The sequence below is a fragment of the Thalassospira profundimaris genome, from assembly GCF_003326675.1.
Lineage (GTDB): Bacteria > Pseudomonadota > Alphaproteobacteria > Rhodospirillales > Thalassospiraceae > Thalassospira > Thalassospira aquimaris.
Genome location: NZ_JPWF01000021.1, coordinates 34,101 through 52,228 on the forward strand (window position 1 = coordinate 34,101; position 18,128 = coordinate 52,228).

Below are 18,128 nucleotides of genomic sequence, written 5' to 3' on the forward strand. Positions count from 1 at the left end.
AAGATGCTGTCGGTTATGCAAACCTTTCCGTGGCTTCTTCTTCCTTGCCCGCTGCCTCCCCCATTCCAGGCGGCGGGCTTTTTTTATGCCTGACCCAGAATAACCAGAACCAGACCGCTTAACATACAAAGCACAATCAGCGACATCAGGGCAGCAACAACAACCCGGCCCCCGACATGCATGACATTGCGGATATCCACACTTAACCCCAATGCCGCCATCGCAAGAATGGTCAGGAACGAAGACACGGTTTTCATTCCGCCCAGGGCAAATTCCGGCAACAATCCGAACGACTGGGCCGCCATCATGACGATAAAACCGATGATGAACCACGGCACCACCTGCGCAATTGGCAGCTTGGTTTCACGCGCCCGCCCGCCAATCAGGGCAAGGGCAAAGATCACCGGCCCCAGCATCAACACCCGGATCAGCTTGACCAGTGTGCCGACCTGAACGGCAAGCGCGCCTGCCGGTGCGGTTGCGGCCAAAACCTGCGGGACGGCATAAACCGTCAGGCCTGAAAAAATACCATATTGGGTGGCGGATAATCCAAGCCCTGCATGCAGCATCGGCAGGATGAAAACAAACAGCACCCCCAGCACCGCGGTAAAGGAAATCGATGCCGCCACGTCATCAGACCGCGCGTCAATCACCGGTGCGGTCGCAGCAATGGCCGAGTTACCACAAATCGAATTGCCACATGCCACCAGCATCGAAAGATGTTCGGTCAAGCCAAGGGCACGCCCGATATGATAGCTGACAAAAAGACTGACGCAGACAACGGCAATGATCGCGGCAATCAACCCGCCACCAGCCGATCCGATGGCCTGCGCACTGATCGATCCGCCCAGCAGCACGATGGCAATTTCGAGCACCGTCTTGCCGCAAAACCGCACACCGGCAAAAAACCGCGGTGCCAGACCGAACACAGACCGCACCACCACGCCGATCAGAATGGCAAAGACCAGACTTTCAACCCAGCCACGCCCAAGCAGAACACGTTCGGCATGTTCGACAAGCTTGGCGGCAAGCGCGACCGCAAGGGTCACGGCAAGTCCGGGCAGGATCGGTTTGATGCGGGTTTTAAAAAACATGATTTTCCTGTGTTTTGATCACGTTCGGAAAATCTCACACCCAACCATTTACTTCCATCGAATAAAAATTCATATTTCATTCGATCAAATCGAATGATTGGACTTTGCCATGATGACGCTTGAACAGTTGCAAATCTTTGTCGCCGTTGCCGAACGCGAACATCTGACCCGCGCGGCCGAGGCAATTGGACTGACGCCGTCTGCGGTCAGTTCGGCAATCAAGAACCTGGAAGGGTTTTATGGCGTGGCCCTGTTTAATCGGGTCGGGCGGCGGATCGAACTGACCCAAACCGGGCGTCTGTTTCTTGACGAAGCCAAATCAACATTGGCACGCGCCCGTGCCGCCGAACTGACACTGGCCGAACTTGGCGGCATGCAACGCGGCGATTTGAACGTCTATGCCAGTCAGACGATTGCCAGTTACTGGCTACCCCCGTTCCTGATGAAATTTCATGATCAGTATCCCGGCATTGAAATCCACCTGACGATTGGCAACACCAAAACCGTATCGGATGCCGTGCGCGGTGGGGCCGCGGATATCGGATTTATCGAAGGCGACATTGACGAACCCGCCCTTGCCAAGCGCGAAGTGGCCGAGGACGCGCTGGTGGTCGTGGTCGGCCCCAAACATCCCTGGGCCGATGGCAGGCCCCTGACCGCGCAGGCCCTTGTCACCCAGACCAACTGGATCCTGCGCGAAGCCGGGTCCGGCACCAGATCGGAATTTGAAAGCGCGCTGCGTGATCTCGATGTTGATCCGGCTCGCCTTAAAACCGCCCTCGTCTTGCCCAGCAACGAGGCGGTGATCACCGCGGTGGAAACCGGCACCGCCGCCACCGCCGTATCCCAATTCGCCGTCAGTTCCCTGATCGCACAGGGACGACTGGCCCGTGCGAGCTTTCCGATCCCGCCGCGTAAATTCATGGTGCTGAGGCACAAGGAACGCCAGCAAACTCAAAGTTCTCTGGCACTGGAAAAACTCTGTCTCAATCCGGTTGGATAATCGTTCCTGCATTTCTTTTGGAAATTTTCCAAATGTAAATTGCGAATGCGCAATGCAGCATTTCTCGCGAACTTCTATCGATTTCCTTACACAGACCGCCCCCTAATCGGCTGTTTACAGCCCATCAGGTCAATCAATGAACGGTTTCGCAACGCAGTGAAACACGGGGTCGGGCAGGAAGGCTTTGCCGGATAGAAGGACCAACGCCAATGCTTGATGCAGAAATATTGGCACGCATACAGTTTGCTTTTACCGTTTCATTCCACATCATTTTCCCGTCATTCACCATCGGGCTTGCAAGCTTTTTGTTCGTGCTTGAAGCGATGTGGTTGCGCACCCGTGACGACACCTATCTTACACTTTACAAATTCTGGCTGAAAATCTTTGCGCTGGCTTTTGGTATGGGCGTCGTGTCCGGGATTGTGATGTCCTATCAGTTTGGTACGAACTGGGGACCGTTTTCGGAATTTACCGGCGGCGTGATCGGCCCGCTGATGGCCTATGAAGTTCTAAGCGCCTTCTTCCTTGAGGCGGGCTTCCTTGGCATCATGCTGTTTGGATTAAACCGTGTCGGGCCAAAGCTTCATTTCCTTGCCACCACCATGGTTGCGGTTGGCACGCTGTTTTCGGCCTTCTGGATTTTGTCGGCCAATAGCTGGATGCAGACGCCGGATGGCTATGTGATTGAAAATGGTCGCGCGGTTGTCACAAGCTGGATCGATGCGATTTTCAATCCAAGCTTCCCCTATCGTCTGGTCCATATGGTTCTGGCCGCCTATCTGACCACCGCCTTTGTTGTGGGTGCGGTCGGGGCGCTGCATTTGCTGCGTGATCGGGAAAACCGGGCGGCGCGCATCATGTTTTCCATGGCAATGTGGATGGCGGCCATTGTCGCACCGATCCAGATCATGGCGGGCGACATGCACGGACTTAACACCCTTGAACATCAACCGGCCAAGGTCGCCGCGATGGAAGGCCATTTTGAAACCCGCGAAGGCGCACCGCTGATCCTGTTTGGCCTGCCCGATATGAAGGCCGAGGAAACCCGTTATGCGGTTGAAATCCCCAAGCTGGGCTCGATGATCCTGACCCATGACTGGGATGGCAAGATCACGGGGCTTAATGATTTCGCACCGGAAGATCGCCCGAATGCCACCATCGTTTTCTGGACGTTCCGCATCATGGTTGGCGTCGGGGTTTTGATGGCGTTGCTTGGTATCGCAAGCCTGATCGCCCGGTTCCGGCACAAGCTTTATGACTGCAAGCATTTGCATCGCTTTGCACTGATCATGGGACCAAGTGGCTTTGTCGCCATTCTGGCGGGCTGGTTCACCACCGAAGTCGGGCGGCAGCCATGGGTGGTTTATGGATTGATGCGCACATCCGAAGCCGGATCACCCGTAACCGCCACCGCAATTGCCGGATCACTGATCGCCTTTGTTGTCGTCTATTCCATCGTGTTCGGGGTTGGCACGGCCTATATCCTCCGCGCCATGAACCATGATCCGCGGAACGCCCATGTGCCGACTGGTGAATTCCTTCGCGCCGGGGGCCGTCAACTGGCCGCCCACAACAATCCGCAGGCAGGAGAATGATCATGGATTATCAACTGATCTGGGTTCTTTTGATCGCGGTTGCGGTTTTCGCCTATGTCACGCTCGATGGTTTTGATCTTGGGATCGGTATTCTGTTTCCGTTCATCAAGAACCCGGTCAAACGCGGCCGCATGATGAATACGGTCGCCCCGATCTGGGATGGTAATGAAACCTGGCTGGTGCTGGGTGGCGGCGGGCTTTATGCCGCTTTCCCCAAGGCCTATTCATTGCTGATGACCGCCTTTTACATTCCGGTTTTCGTCATGCTGCTTGCCCTTGTTTTCCGGGGTGTGGCGTTTGAATTCCGGTTCAAAAGCAAGAACCACCAGAAACATTGGGACATCGCCTTTTCCGCCGGATCAATCATCGCAAGCGCCATGCAGGGCGCAATGCTGGGTGGTTTTATCGAAGGCATTGCCGTTGAAAATGGCCGCTTTGTTGGCGGGGCGTTTGACTGGCTCAGTCCGTTTTCATTCTTCTGCGCCACGGCGGTTGTTGTCGGCTATGCCCTGCTTGGCACCGGCTGGCTGATCATGAAGATGGAAGGCGATTTTCAGGGCAATCTGCGCCGCCTTGCCAAACCGGCCGTGATCTGGATGGCGGCAAACCTTGCCGTGGTGTCGCTGATGACAACCTATGTCAATCCGGCCTATGCCGAACGCTGGTTTAACATGCCCAATATGGCCATGATGGCACCGATCCCGCTGATCACCGCAGGGCTTTTATTCTGGTTGTGGCGAGCGGTTTCGCATCGGGAAAAGACGGTTTTTGGCATCACGCTTGGCATCTTTTTCCTGTGCTATCTGGGCTTCGGGATCACGCTTTATCCCAATATTGTCCCGCCCATGATCACCTTCCGCGACGCGACCGCACCGGAAAACAGCCTTGCCTTCATGCTGGTCGGGGCAGTGATCCTGTTGCCGGTGATTTTCGCCTACACCGCCTATGCCTATTGGGTATTTCGCGGCAAGGTCAGTGACGAGGGATATCATTGATGCCCAAAATCACATCGGAAAAGACCAGACGTCTGCTTTGGTTTGTCGGGCTTTATGTTGGCGGCATCATCGTGATCGGCACAGCGGCCCTGTTGCTTAAGGCCATGCTGGGTCAGGCCTGAACTGCACAAGCCTTATCTTGGTTGCCTGCCACCTTCACCGCCAGGCAGGCAATCCCCCGGCAGCAATCCCCCAATTGCTGCCGGGCTTTTTTGTTTACTGGTTATCCTTGCGCCGGATCAGCTCAGCAAGGCGTTCAATCCCTGCACGAATGCGTTCCGGCTTTTCGGTGGCAAAGCTGAACCTTGCGGTATTCTGCCCCGACTGGTCACAGAAAAAGGCCTGACCGGGGACAAAGGCCACCCTGGCATCTTCCATCGCCTCGACCAGAAGCGCACGGCTGTCGATATGTTCGGGCAATGTTAACCAGACAAACATACCGCCCTTTGGCCGCGAGAAACTGACATCGCGCGGCATGAATTCTTCGAGCGCACCCAGCATCGCATCGCGTTTGGCACGATAGGCATCACGCAAGGTTTCCAGATGGGCCGGGAAAAGTTTGCGTGCAGCACGCAGGGCAATTTCCTGATTGATGGTTGAAACATGCAGATCCCCTGCCTGCTTCATCAGAACCAGTTGGCGGATCACCGGACGCGGTGCTGTGACCCAGCCTATGCGCAAGGCCGGGGCCAGTGTTTTGGAAAATGTCCCCAACTGAATGACCGTGCCCGCATCCGGGTTGCTGCCGATTTCATCAAGCGCCAAAAGCGATGGCAGGCTTTCGCCCTCGTAGGACAGCTTGCAATAGGCGGCATCTTCGAGAATGACCGCACCATATTTGCGCGCCGTTTCAAGAACTGCCATACGGCGATCAAGACTATAAGACCGCCCGGTCGGGTTCTGGAAATCAGGTGCCAGATAGGCAATGCGTGCGCCGTTGGCAAAGGCCGCATCAAGTTCGGCAACGACCGGGCCGTCTTCGTCCATATTGATGCCGACATAACTTGGCCGACGCATCGAAAAGGCCTGCATCGCACCAAGATAGCTTGGCTTTTCCATCACGATTTCGCGGCCCGGCTCCAGCAACAGGCGCGCAATCATATCAAGGCCCTGCTGGGCTCCGCAGGTGATCAGAATATTGTCGATGTCGCGGGTCGCCCCGGCTTTGGCAAGATCATCGGCAATCCATTGCCGCAACCCCGGCAGACCTTCGCTGATCGAATATTGCAGGCTGCGACGCCCCGCGGTCTCGTCCCGGGTCAGGCCATCAAACATATCGTGGAAATCAGCAAGCGGGAAAAGATCCGGGTCCGGCACACCACCGGCGAACGAGGTAATTTCCGGGCGTTCGGCAACCTTCAGCAAATCACGGATTTCAGACGCACGCAAAGCACGGGCATCGGGGACTATCATCTCGTTCCATTGGATCGTCATGGCTTCCTCATTAGGTCAGTCTTCTTGACGTTATTTGGCAAGGAACACTGACCTAAATCAAGTTTATTTTTTATATCGATACAATTTTGAAATAAAATTACCAAAAACAGCAAAGCACAGCCGATAGTTTGTCCACACACAAACATCAGATTCCGGCGTTATTTCAACGAGATGACAAAGGAACGAACAAAAATCACTGAAAGAAGCACCGTGACGAAACAGGCAATCATGCCGCCAACAATCGCCGGAATAACCAGCACCGCGGCATCGGCGGGAATCCCGATGACATGAAAAACCGCCACCATTTGCCCGATCACCGGCACGATCAGGGCCGAGATCACCGGCAATAAAAGCAAAACGGCAACCAGGCGCCAGATGACAAACAGGAAAGTCACACGGCCCCGCCACCATGTCGCACGCACTGAACTGCCTGCACCTGAAAGAACCGCTGCGAACCAGCTTGCACCAAGGGCAATCGCACCGAGCAGGCCAATAAGGATCAGGCCCCCGATCAAAAGCCGCCCCGGATGCGACGCTTCGTTACGGCCTCCAAGCAAGGCACGCAAAATGTCAGGGACAAGGAATTGCTGATAGGCCAGGATTGCCGCAATGATCAGTACCGCCACCCCCAACATCCCGGCAGCACAGTGAAGAACAGCTTTGCGGTTCGCTGCCCTGATTGTTCCCCACCCATCCCGACCGACCAGACATGACAGATGGGCCGAAATGCCAACTAGGATCAGCGCAAACGCATCGATCAAGGCACGCAGCACAAACCAGCAAGCCCCCGCAAATGACAAAACCCCATCCGAACCCAGCAAGTCCGGATGGGGTACAATCACGTCAAACACATCAAACAGAACCAGCCAGATAATTGCCACCGCGACGACAAAGCGATTTTTCCAAAACACATCACAGGCATCCTGAATGATCCAGGATTTGAAACTTCTGCCTGATGCCTTGTTGTGTGACATCGCGCCTCGACTGTTTGATGAAACAGATCGATATATGGCGACGCATCACCCGGAAGTTCAATCCACAAGGTCAGGCCTTATGGCTTGGCAATTATCGGCTTTGCCTGAAAGCGCGGTAACGACATCAAAAGCCCACCAAACAGCATCACACCGCTTAGGATCAGGATCAGCCAGCCGGTTTCTTCAAGACTGCCAGTCAGACCGACCAGAAGCCCCGCAAGCGGCTGTGTCATATTGTTAAACAGGATGATCACGCCGGTGGTTTTACCGTAATCCTTTGCCGGAATGATCTTTTGCCGGATGGTGCGGATATAGATGTTAAACATCCCGTCAAAGCCCAACACCACGGCAAAGCCGATCATATAAAGCCAGTAATCCGGACTGATCGCGGTCAAAACTCCGCCAATAAACACACCGGAGAACGATATCAAACCGATCCTGCCAACCGATAACCGACTTGCCCCCGCTGCCATCAGAACAAGAATGGTAAAGACCGCCCCCACCGTTTGCAGCAGGGCATAATGTTCCTCGCTTTGGCCGTGAAGGCCGGTGACCATGGCCGCAGACGTCGCAAGCGTGATGCCAAAGACAAGGTTCACACTGGCGGTTAATGTAATGACGCGCTTAAGACCGGGCAAAAACACCAGATGCCCAAGAGCCGTTTTAAACGGACGGGTCCATGGACCTGGTGCCGCATCGGTTGCCACGATGGCGGTCTTGTTCCCCCGCCGCCAGATCAGCATGGCGATCTCCGCGATCACGAACAGGATGCCCGACGCCACAACCACCGCTTGCCAGTTACTCAGCGCAAACAGACTGGCCGCCAGAAGCGGGCCGGTCACGACACTGGTCTGGTCGACACTTTGCGAAATCGACTGGACTTTTTCAAAACGGGTATTGGCAAAGATTTGCGGCAACATCACTTCGCGGGCCATGAAGCCCTGTGTGGTCAGCAACCCGCAAAGCGCAGAAATCCCGACCACCCAGCCTAGCCCGTCAAACAGTGCAAAACCGATCAGGCCCAGCGCACAGATCAGGGCACGCCCGACCTGACTGATCTGCATCAGACGCAGTGGCGAATACCGATCTGACAACACACCGCATACCGGGAAAAACAGAATACGCGGCAAGGTTTCCGCGGCATAGGCAAGCCCGGAAAGCGAAACACTTCCCGTCGTCTGATAGACCACAAGCGGCACGACAAACAAAAGAAACTGATCCGCAAGCCTTGCGGCAAACATGGAGGTGAAAAACAGACCCGATGTCTGTCGGAAACGAAACCAGAGACTGAACACTGTGACCTCGAAAAAGCACGCTATCACCGCCGCAAGGACGGGCGGGGCCACATTGCCTTTTCTTGGCACTTTTCGGTACTGGCAAGATCGCACAACTCTTGCGCAAAACTGCGCAAGGGCACCGCGCAACAGCAGACAACTTAGCCAGAATTAACTTCCCTCTCCCGCTATTAGCACAAGTCTTCCTGGTCATTTCTTTTTCTGACTTGCCTGATTCGCCACAACCGATTAAACACAATTGGGTTGTTGAATAATATTCGACTACAAAATTTTGTGTAAAAATAGAAATCACACTTGCGTTGCGGAGCATTCCATATTACCCATCAAAGCTAAGTGAAATACATTTATAAACACAAAATTTTGTGTTGATATACCGTCAGGAAAGAGAATGCAGCCTAATCTGACCCATCTCCGCCAGCTTGAGGCAGAGAGTATCCATATCATCCGCGAGGTTGCGGCATCGTTTGAACGGCCGGTGATGCTTTATTCCATCGGCAAGGATTCATCGGTTTTGCTGCATCTCGCCCGCAAGGCGTTTTATCCGGCACCGCCGCCCTTCCCGCTTATACATGTCGACACCACCTGGAAATTCCGCGAGATGATCGAATTTCGCGACCGGATGGCGGCAGAATACGGCTTTGACCTGATTGTTCATATCAATCAGGACGGTGTCGAACGCGGCATTGGCCCGTTCACCCACGGGTCAAGCCTGCATACCGATGTCATGAAAACGGAATCGCTGAAACAGGCGCTGAACAAATACAAGTTCGATGCAGCCTTTGGCGGTGCACGCCGTGACGAGGAAAAGGCACGTGCCAAGGAACGTGTATTTTCCTTCCGTACCGAAACCCACCGCTGGGACCCGAAAAACCAGCGCCCGGAATTGTGGGATATCTATAACGCCCGGATCAATAAGGGTGAAAGCATCCGTGCTTTCCCGATCTCCAACTGGACCGAACTTGATATCTGGCAATACATCTATCTTGAACAGATTCCGATTGTGCCGCTCTATTATTCGGCGAAACGTCCGGTGGTCGAACGCGATGGCATGCTGATCATGGTTGATGACGACCGTATGCCGCTTAATCCGGGTGAAAAGCCGGAAATGAAATCGGTGCGTTTCAGAACGCTGGGCTGCTATCCCCTGACCGGTGCCGTTGAGTCTGAGGCAGCCACCCTGCCCGACATTATCCAGGAAATGCTTCTGACCCGTTCAAGCGAACGTCAGGGCCGTATGATTGACCATGACCAGGCCGGGTCGATGGAGAAGAAGAAGCAGGAAGGTTACTTCTGATGGCGCATAAATCTGACCTTATTGCTGATGATATTCTCGGCTACCTCAAAGCCCAGGAAGAAAAAAGCCTTCTGCTTTTCATCACCTGCGGCAGCGTGGATGACGGCAAGTCGACCCTGATCGGTCGTTTGCTTTGGGATTCCAAACTGATTTTCGAAGACCAATTGGCGGCACTGGAATCTGACAGCCGCAAGGTTGGCACCCAGGGCGGCGAGATTGACTTTGCTCTGCTGCTTGATGGTCTTCAGGCCGAACGCGAACAGGGCATCACCATTGATGTCGCCTATCGCTTCTTCTCGACTGACAAGCGCAAATTCATTGTCGCCGATACCCCGGGCCACGAACAATATACGCGGAACATGGCAACCGGGGCATCGACCGCCGATGTTGCCGTGATCCTGATCGATGCCCGCAAAGGCATCCTGACCCAGACCCGTCGCCACAGCTTCATCACGTCGCTTTTGGGCATCAAGCACATAGTTCTGGCCGTCAACAAGATGGACCTGATCGATTATGATCAGTCCAAATTTGACGAAATCGTTGCTGCCTATCAGGAATTTGCCGCCCAGCTAAATTACAGCTCGATCACGGCGATCCCGCTGTCGGCACTGCGTGGCGATAACATGATCGAAGCCAGTGCCAACACGCCCTGGTATTCCGGCCCGACGCTTCTTGCCCATCTTGAAACCGTTCAGGTCGAACAGGATGCAATCAACAAGCCGTTCCGCCTTCCGGTGCAGTGGGTCAACCGTCCGAACCTTGATTTCCGCGGCTTTTCCGGCACCGTTTCATCGGGTCGGGTCAAACCGGGTGACGAAATTGTCGTGACCGCATCGGGACAGACCAGCAAGGTCAAGGATATCGTTACCTTTGATGGTAACCTTGACGAAGCCATCGCCGGTCAGGCGATCACTCTGACGCTTGAAGACGAGATCGATATTTCGCGTGGCGATGTTCTGGCCCCGGTTGACGCCAAGCCCGATTTCGCCGACCAGTTCGAAGCACGCATCATCTGGATGCATGAAGACCATCTTCTGCCCGGTCGCCCCTATATCATCAAGATGGGCGGACAGGTCACCAACGCGCAGATCAGCGACCTGAAATACAAGGTCAATGTCAACACGCTTGAACATGTGGCGGGCAAGACGCTTGAACTCAACGAAGTCGGGATTGCCAATATCTCGACCGACAAGGCACTTGCCTTTGACCCCTATGACGACAACCGCCATTCCGGTCGCTTCATCATCATTGACCGCTTCACCAACGCAACCGTTGGTGCAGGCATGGTCAACCATTCCCTTCGCCGTGCGACCAACATCAAGTGGCAGGAAATGGACATCAACAAAGGGGCACGAGCCTATCAGAAGGGCCAGAAATCGGTCGTTCTGTGGTTCACTGGCCTGTCGGGTGCGGGTAAATCGACCGTTGCCAATCTGGTGGAGAAAAAGCTCCATGCCCTTGGCAAGCACACCTACACCCTTGATGGTGACAATGTCCGTCATGGTCTGAACAAGGATCTTGGCTTTACCGATGCCGATCGGGTGGAAAACATTCGTCGTGTTGGCGAAACTGCCAAACTGTTTGTTGATGCCGGAGTGATCACGCTGGTGTCCTTCATCTCGCCATTCCGTAGCGAGCGTCAGCTTGCCCGCAGCCTTGTTGAAAAAGACGAGTTCATCGAAGTCTTTATCGACACCCCGCTGGAAGTTTGTGAACAGCGTGACGTCAAGGGCCTTTACAAGAAAGCACGCGCCGGCGAAATCGCCAATTTCACCGGGATTTCGAGCCCTTATGAGCGACCGGAGAATGCAGAGATCGTAGTCAACACCACCGATCAAAGCGCAGAAGAAGCCGCTGAACAGATTGTTGCAAAACTCGAAGAGTTCGGCGTTCTCGGTGCCTGGTACCCGGACATCTGATCCTTCAGCAGATCAACCACAAGAAAACCCGGCAATTTCGACTGCCGGGTTTTCTTGTGCAACCAACATTCCAAGACCACAGAACACCTTGAATAATTTATTTTATTTCAAATAGTTAAAAAGAATTTCACCCTCATAAATTCTGGTGAAATGTGATTGCAGATGCGCATCAAACATGCGAATTTGTACGCGGTTGGGAATGACGCATGTGTATTCAGAAGAGGACATCATGAACGCATTCGCTAATCGTTATTCAACACCATTTTTAACCGGACTGTTTCTGGTTTCCCTGATCTCGGGTATCGCCCTTTTCTTCCATTGGTCATCAGGAACGTTCCATGCCATGCATGAATGGCTCAGCATGGTTCTGATCCTTCCGTTTGCATTCCATATCTGGAAAAACTGGCGGGCCTTGATCGGCTATATCAAGCGCAAACAACTGATCTGGCCGCTTGTGATTTCCTTGATCGCGGCTGCCATTTTTGTTGTTCCTAGCATTATCGGCAACGGTGCGGGCAGTGGTGGCAATCCGGCCTTTCGTGCCATTTCCACCTTGTCACAAGCCCCGATCACACACCTTGCGCCGGTCCTGGCAACGACACCCGAAGATGTCATCAAGTCCTTGCAGGACAAAGGACTGTCCGTCATATCCGAAAATCAGACTTTGGAAGAAATTTCCCGGAACAATGGCGCCGATGCACGTGATCTTGTCATTTCACTTCTGCCATCCGGAAAATAAAAACATCTGAAGTTCATGAAAGGCAACAGGCGATCCTGCAAGCCGGATCGTCTGTTGCGCCGTCCACTTCACGTCATTGGTCCCACCAGATTTAGCAAACTGGCACTGGATCACCGGACCAATTTTGCGCATCCTCAGATCAGAAAACAGATAAACAAGGATCCTTCATGACCTCGCCCCATAATGACGACTTCGGCAAACCGGTTGGCCATCCGGTAGAAAACTGGACAGGTTGCGCACTCCCGCCCAGAAACGACATGGTGGGGCAGCACGTGATTGTCAGTCCGCTTGATGTTGACCGCGACGCGCAGCAACTTTTTGACGCCAACAGTGCGGCCACAGACGGTTCGCGCTTCACCTATTTGTCGACCCACGCCTTTGACGATTTTGCCGCTTATCGCGCATGGCTTGAGGGTATGGCGGCCAACAGCGACCCGATGCTGCATACCATTATCGACAAGGCCACCAACAAGGCCGTTGGCGTTGCCGCCTTCATGCGGATAGACAAGGCCAACGGTGTTGTTGAAATCGGCAATATCAACTATGCCCCTGCCCTTTCAAAAACCATCGGCGGGACCGAGGCGATGTTTCTGATGATGAACCGCGCCTTTGATGAACTCGGCTATCGCCGCTACGAATGGAAATGCGACGATCAGAACGCCCCGTCTCGCGCCGCCGCCGCCCGATATGGCTTCACCTACGAGGGAATCTTCCGCAATCACATGGTCTATAAGGGCCGGAACCGAAATACGGCCTGGTTTTCCATAACAGTGGAAGAATGGCCCGCAGTTCGGGCCGGGTTTGAAGCCTGGCTGTCCCCCGATAACTTTGATGCAAACGGCAATCAACGCCAGCGTCTTGAAGACTTGCGGGGCTGACTAACATCAGCCCAGTTTTGGTGATGCCGGTGCCCAGTGTCGCATGCCAAGTGTCGCACCGGCATCCTGATTTTGATCAGATCCGAAACGTGATACAGTCCCCTGACAAAATGTCCGATTACGTCAGGGGCGGTACATCATGGCCATCATCCGTTCGATACCCTTCATCATCTGTGCGACAGCAATCACAATCGGTTCGTTCGCAGGCCTGATTGCATCCGCGAAGGCGGATATCACCCTTCCTGTCCCGAGCGCCAAAGACATCATCACGGTCGAGCTGCACAGCTATGATCAATTGGCCAATTTCTTTGATGACCTTGGCTATACACCGAAATCATGGGATGCAGGCGAACGTGTTATTCCGCGCTTGTTCCTGCAAACCATCCCAAGCCTGTGGCGCGACGAGATTGCCGATCAACTGACCGTCACCGCCAAAAAGCGGACATTCTTCCGAACCCTTGGCCCCCTGATCCTGCTGGCCAATGAAGAAATAGCGTTTCAGCAAAAGGCATTGCAGGACGCGATCACCAGTAATGACACAGCCATCATCACGGAACTGGCCAGCCAGTATCGGGTCACGACCCCAGCCGATGATCCCGCAACCATTGCCGAGTTAAAAATGCGAATTGGACCAGTTCCGGCATCGCTTGCCATGGCGCAGATGGCGATTGAAAGTGGCTGGGGAACATCACGTTTTGCAGCACAGGGAAATGCCCTGTTCGGGCAGTGGACCTATGGCGGTAACGGCATCACCCCGGAACAGCAAAGAACCCATCTGGGCGACTACAAGATCGCCGCCTTTGAAACGCCGTTCAGGTCGGTACGGGCCTACATGATCAATCTTAATACCGGTTCCGCCTATCAGGAATTCCGCGACATGCGTGCCGCGATGATTAAACGCAACGAACCCCTTTCAGGTAGCGACCTTGCCGAAACACTCACCCGCTATTCCGAACGTGGCGGCGTTTATATCAAGGAAATTCAGGCGGTCATTCGTCAGAACAAACTGGCCCATGCCGATGATGCAGTTCTGGAAGAAAGTCCATATTATCACCTGATCCCGCAGGGTGAATGACAGTGTTCCACAAATTGCCAAGCATCTGACAAACTGGTGATTTTGTTTTGTTCGGTCTTGGCCCTATAGTCGGCCGACGAATGAAAAACCGGATGATATTTCAATGTTTGACGCCCGTCTGCGCCCGCTGATTGACAAACCGCTTAATGCGGTTGCCAGAACACTTTCCGGTACCGGTATTACGCCAAACATGATCACCGGGTTCGGCTTTTTTCTGGGGCTGATCGCGGCGGCCTGTCTTGCCTTTCAACTGGATTATGCGGCCCTTGGTCTGATCCTGGCATCAAGGATCATGGATGGTCTTGATGGTGCAGTCGCCCGAAACGCCGCACCCCGTTCGCGCCATCCCGGTGCGAAAAGCCAGGAAAGCGATCTTGGCGGTTACTACGATATTGTCGCCGACTTCCTGTTTTATTCGGGCATCATACTGGCCTTTGCCATTGGGCGCCCGGAACATGCGCTTATGGCGGCATTCCTGATTTTCTGTTTTGTCGGCACCGGATCAAGCTTTTTGGCCTATGCCATCATTGCCGCCAAACAGAACCGCAACCATGACCAGCAAGGCAAGAAAAGTTTTTACTTCCTGACCGGCATCACCGAAGGCAGCGAAACCATTTTCGTCCTGTGCCTGATCTGTCTGTTTCCGCACTGGTTCCCGCAAATCGCGGTGATCTTTGGTGCCCTGTGTCTGATCACGACATTTGGGCGGATTTTGCAGGCACGTCGCGACTTTGGATAGGCACCATCAATCCAGCTTCTTGAAACGCCAGATTAGCAAAACCATATCCAAGCCACTCAAAAACGTGCCCTTTCCGGCAGGCTCGCCAACCAGACAGGATCAAAATGCGGCCCATTGCTTTCATCCTTGCCTTGATTTTCGGGTCCTTCATCCTTGTTGCCTGCGATCAGTCCGGCCCGATTAAAATAGGCTTTATTGCGGAATTGGAAGGCCCGGGATCAGATACAGGGATGGATTCCCTGAATGCCCTTAAGCTTGCGGCCCAACAGATTAATGCCCAAGGCGGCATTGATGGCCGCATGATTGAAATCATCCCGCGAGATGATCAAAAATCTCCGGAAGTCGCACAAAAACTGGTCCAGGAATTTGCCGAACTGGGTGTGGATGCGATTGTTGGCCCGATCATAAGCTCAATCGGGATGGCGATGCTTCCCGTGATCAATGAACTTGGCATCGTCACCGTCTCGCCAACTGTTTCTGCCACCGATTTTGCCGGTTTTCGCGATTATCTGTTTCGTATCAATACGACCACACGCGAAAATGCGCGTGCCTATGCAAGGCGCAGTATTACGGAGGGCAGAAACCGGGTGGCCCTTGCCCTGGATGGCCAAAACGAAGCCTTTGCCGATAGCTGGTATCGCGAATTCCTTTTGGAATTTGATGAACGTGGCGGCCGTGTTGTTTCCAAGGTCTGGATCAACACCAAGGATGTCACCCATGCAATCGCGGCATCCCAGCTTCTGGATGGATCACCTGACGGAATTGTCCTGATCAGCAACGGTGTTGATAGCGCCAGTCTGGCAAAGGAAATCCGCGAACGAAATCAGGACGTTTCACTTTCGGCTGCCGAATGGGCCGGCACGAATGCCCTGATCGAACAGGGTGGCGATGCGGTTGAAGGCATGGAACTGGTACAGGCCTATGATCGCTATGATCCCAATCCCCGCTATCAGGCCTTCATTGCCGATTACATCCAAATGTTTGACCATCCGCCGGGATATAGCGCGGTCCTGACCCATGATGCCGCAACCATGCTGTTTACGGCCCTTAAGACCAAACACCCTGATCAAACCTTGTCAAACGCACTGGTCACCTTGCCACCGCAACCCGGTTTGCATCAGGAATTGATGTTTGATCAATATGGCGACGGGAACCGGGACATCTATTTCGTCGCGATCCAGAACGGCAGGTTCATTCGCGTTCAATAATCTTGTGATCACCAGAATCAAAAAGCCCTGCGCTTGCAGGGCTTTCGTCATTCAAGGCTGCGTGGATCACATGATCAACAGACCAGTCTAGTGATCGCTTTCCTCAAGGAAATGATCGCCAAGGCCGGTATCATATTCCATGCCTTCCTTGGTCAGAACGATGCTTGCCGGATAACCTTCCTTGACCAGACCTTTGCGGATCAGGGCAACCCAGACTGCCGGGTTGGCAAAACCGCTGGCATCGCGGGCCGCAACGGTGAATTTGCCAACATGGACATGATCACCATGGGCATGGGGTACGCGCAGAAGGGTTGCCTCGCCGCTGGCTTCATCGATCTGGCCCGAATTTGGATCCTTGGCGATAACCTGTGCCAGCACAAGGGTACGAAGCTGCAAATTATTGAGTTTCAGCGGATTTTTGCGAACAAATGCCATAACCGGTCTCCCGCGGTTTTGATGTTAAATTTGCAAGGACATATCTGTTACTTGGCGCAATGATGCAAGCCCTGTTTTGGTCAACGGCCTTGCAGCAATTGCATTGCTTGGCCATTCAACCGCCTGCCAGTTGCCTGCGCAATTTGCGATCACGCTTAAGGTGCCATTCCCGGCTCATGGCTTGTCCGAATGTGCGGAACCGTTCGACATAAACCAGTTCCCATTGCCGACCCCGGGTGGTTTTTGCACCTTTGCCGCTGTTATGCGTCGCAAGGCGCGCGTCGACATCGGTTGACCATCCCACATAGGTCCGTGGCAACTTTACCCGCGCATTTGCCGCCGGATCAAAGTCCCGTTCTCGCAGCACATAGACAAAGGTGAATGACGCCATTTTCGAAATGCCGAGCCTTGCGACTTGGAGATTATCGCGCTTTATGCTGTGGCGAAAACGACCGACATCGGGAACCGGAGCCCAGCATACTTGAATACATGGGCACCGGAAGCGCCGAAATCAGTCGTTTGCAACCCGGCATGAAGCGAATTAAAGGGTGGAGTTAAACGCCCCGCCATCGAGCAGGATATTCTGACCGACCATGAATTTCGCATGTTCGCTGCACATGAAGGCACAGGTCGCACCGAAATCAAGCGGATCACCAAAACGTCCGGTCGGAAGACCAGCCTGGGTTTTGGTGCGCGCATCATCAAGGCTGATGCCCTCGGCCTTGGACTTGTTGGTCATCAGGGCATTGATACGATCCGTATCATGCTGGCCCGGAAGCAGGTTGTTCATGATCACGCCGTCCTTGGCGACCTGACGCGACGTACCCGCCACAAAGCCGGTCAGACCGGCGCGCGCGCCGTTCGAAAGACCAAGATGCGGGATCGGCGATTTGACTGAACCCGACGTGATATTAACGATACGGCCCCATTTGCGTGAAATCATGCCCGGCAGAACCGCTGTCGCCAACAGGATCGGCGTCAGCATGTTCGACTGAACCGCAGCTTCCCATTCGGCCTGTCCCCAATCGGACCAGATACCCGGGGGCGGACCACCGGCATTGTTGACAAGGATGTCGGGCGCATCAACAGCGGCCAGAACCTTGTTGCGGCCTTCCTCGGTGGTGATGTCACAGGCAACCGTGTTGACATTCACACCAAATGTGTCACGGATATATTCCGCCGTTTCATTCAACGGCCCTTCGGAACGCGCATTGAGGACAAGATCAACACCGGCCTCGGCCAGTTTGATCGCACATCCACGGCCAAGTCCCTTGGACGAGGCACAGACAATCGCCTTGCGGCCCTTAATTCCCAGATCCATCGGATCCTCCCATTCTGGTATTCAAATAATGGCAGGAATTTAGACCGGGTTCGACCATCGGGTCAAACCCCGTTCCCACCCAATTAGAATGATCATTCAAAATCGTTCGAACTATCCCCCAAAATCCCGT

Annotated in this window: 18 protein-coding genes; 11 read left to right on the forward strand and 7 right to left on the reverse strand. The window is 54.0% G+C overall.

Annotated features, from left to right (window positions below):
* Window positions 1-83 precede the first annotated feature (83 nt).
* A complete protein-coding gene (locus TH19_RS20735; protein WP_114104267.1) occupies window positions 84-1,094 on the reverse strand; it encodes a YeiH family protein in 1,011 nt (336 codons plus the stop codon).
* Between the two features lie 109 nt (window positions 1,095-1,203).
* On the opposite strand from TH19_RS20735, the gene TH19_RS20740 reads away from it, so the two are divergent.
* The 4 genes from TH19_RS20740 (at window position 1,204) to TH19_RS22960 (ending at window position 4,809) form a co-directional block, all read left to right on the forward strand.
* Entirely contained in the window at window positions 1,204-2,097 is an 894-nt protein-coding gene (locus TH19_RS20740; protein WP_309471256.1) for a LysR family transcriptional regulator, read from the forward strand.
* A gap of 209 nt (window positions 2,098-2,306) precedes the next feature.
* On the forward strand, window positions 2,307-3,692 hold the full coding sequence (locus tag TH19_RS20745; RefSeq protein ID WP_114104268.1) for a cytochrome ubiquinol oxidase subunit I: 1,386 nt from the start codon (window positions 2,307-2,309) through the stop codon (window positions 3,690-3,692).
* 2 nt (window positions 3,693-3,694) lie between these two features.
* The gene (gene cydB, locus TH19_RS20750) at window positions 3,695-4,687 is read left to right on the forward strand and encodes a cytochrome d ubiquinol oxidase subunit II (RefSeq protein WP_437128972.1); all 993 of its coding nucleotides are present in this window, start codon (window positions 3,695-3,697) and stop codon (window positions 4,685-4,687) included.
* Window positions 4,687-4,809 (forward strand): DUF2474 domain-containing protein, encoded by a 123-nt coding sequence (locus TH19_RS22960; RefSeq protein ID WP_220151780.1) that lies wholly within the window; start codon window positions 4,687-4,689, stop codon window positions 4,807-4,809. Before cydB ends, TH19_RS22960 begins: the two co-directional genes overlap by 1 nt.
* Window positions 4,810-4,903: 94 nt before the next feature.
* Here TH19_RS22960 and TH19_RS20755 read toward each other — a convergent pair whose 3' ends face one another.
* From TH19_RS20755 to TH19_RS20765, 3 genes are all read right to left on the reverse strand, one after another.
* Window positions 4,904-6,121, reverse strand: coding sequence for an aminotransferase-like domain-containing protein (locus tag TH19_RS20755; RefSeq protein WP_114104270.1), 1,218 nt, complete (start codon window positions 6,119-6,121; stop codon window positions 4,904-4,906).
* Window positions 6,122-6,279: 158 nt separating this feature from the next.
* Window positions 6,280-7,095: a hypothetical protein gene (locus TH19_RS20760; RefSeq protein ID WP_114104271.1), complete on the reverse strand. Its 816-nt coding sequence runs from the start codon at window positions 7,093-7,095 to the stop codon at window positions 6,280-6,282.
* Window positions 7,096-7,172: 77 nt separating this feature from the next.
* A complete protein-coding gene (locus TH19_RS20765) occupies window positions 7,173-8,390 on the reverse strand; it encodes an MFS transporter (protein WP_220151781.1) in 1,218 nt (405 codons plus the stop codon).
* Between the two features lie 400 nt (window positions 8,391-8,790).
* Here TH19_RS20765 and cysD point away from each other — a divergent pair, with 400 nt between their 5' ends.
* From cysD to TH19_RS20800, 7 genes are all read left to right on the forward strand, one after another.
* A complete protein-coding gene (cysD, locus tag TH19_RS20770) occupies window positions 8,791-9,684 on the forward strand; it encodes a sulfate adenylyltransferase subunit CysD (RefSeq protein ID WP_258548068.1) in 894 nt (297 codons plus the stop codon).
* Window positions 9,684-11,603 carry a sulfate adenylyltransferase subunit CysN gene (gene cysN / locus TH19_RS20775; protein ID WP_114104274.1) on the forward strand — a complete coding sequence of 640 codons (1,920 nt, stop codon included), beginning with the start codon at window positions 9,684-9,686 and terminating at the stop codon, window positions 11,601-11,603. The genes cysD and cysN overlap by 1 nt, the downstream gene beginning before the upstream one ends.
* 229 nt (window positions 11,604-11,832) lie before the next feature.
* Window positions 11,833-12,342: a DUF4405 domain-containing protein gene (locus tag TH19_RS20780; RefSeq protein WP_114104292.1), complete on the forward strand. Its 510-nt coding sequence runs from the start codon at window positions 11,833-11,835 to the stop codon at window positions 12,340-12,342.
* Between the two features lie 167 nt (window positions 12,343-12,509).
* Window positions 12,510-13,220, forward strand: a complete 711-nt coding sequence (locus tag TH19_RS20785) for a GNAT family N-acetyltransferase (RefSeq protein WP_114104275.1) — start codon at window positions 12,510-12,512, stop codon at window positions 13,218-13,220.
* Window positions 13,221-13,359: 139 nt separating this feature from the next.
* A complete protein-coding gene (locus tag TH19_RS20790) occupies window positions 13,360-14,295 on the forward strand; it encodes a glucosaminidase domain-containing protein (protein ID WP_114104276.1) in 936 nt (311 codons plus the stop codon).
* 103 nt (window positions 14,296-14,398) lie between these two features.
* The gene (locus TH19_RS20795; RefSeq protein ID WP_114104277.1) at window positions 14,399-15,034 is read left to right on the forward strand and encodes a CDP-alcohol phosphatidyltransferase family protein; all 636 of its coding nucleotides are present in this window, start codon (window positions 14,399-14,401) and stop codon (window positions 15,032-15,034) included.
* 104 nt (window positions 15,035-15,138) lie between these two features.
* Window positions 15,139-16,242: an ABC transporter substrate-binding protein gene (locus TH19_RS20800; protein ID WP_114104278.1), complete on the forward strand. Its 1,104-nt coding sequence runs from the start codon at window positions 15,139-15,141 to the stop codon at window positions 16,240-16,242.
* An 87-nt stretch (window positions 16,243-16,329) separates the two neighbouring features.
* On the opposite strand, the gene TH19_RS20805 is transcribed toward TH19_RS20800, so the two are convergent.
* The 3 genes from TH19_RS20805 to TH19_RS20815 form a co-directional block, all read right to left on the reverse strand.
* Window positions 16,330-16,677 carry a hypothetical protein gene (locus tag TH19_RS20805; RefSeq protein ID WP_114104279.1) on the reverse strand — a complete coding sequence of 116 codons (348 nt, stop codon included), beginning with the start codon at window positions 16,675-16,677 and terminating at the stop codon, window positions 16,330-16,332.
* A gap of 115 nt (window positions 16,678-16,792) precedes the next feature.
* Window positions 16,793-17,068 carry a GIY-YIG nuclease family protein gene (locus TH19_RS20810; RefSeq protein WP_114104280.1) on the reverse strand — a complete coding sequence of 92 codons (276 nt, stop codon included), beginning with the start codon at window positions 17,066-17,068 and terminating at the stop codon, window positions 16,793-16,795.
* A gap of 150 nt (window positions 17,069-17,218) precedes the next feature.
* Window positions 17,219-17,998, reverse strand: a complete 780-nt coding sequence (locus TH19_RS20815) for an SDR family oxidoreductase (protein ID WP_114104281.1) — start codon at window positions 17,996-17,998, stop codon at window positions 17,219-17,221.
* Between the last annotated feature and the right edge of the window lie 130 nt (window positions 17,999-18,128).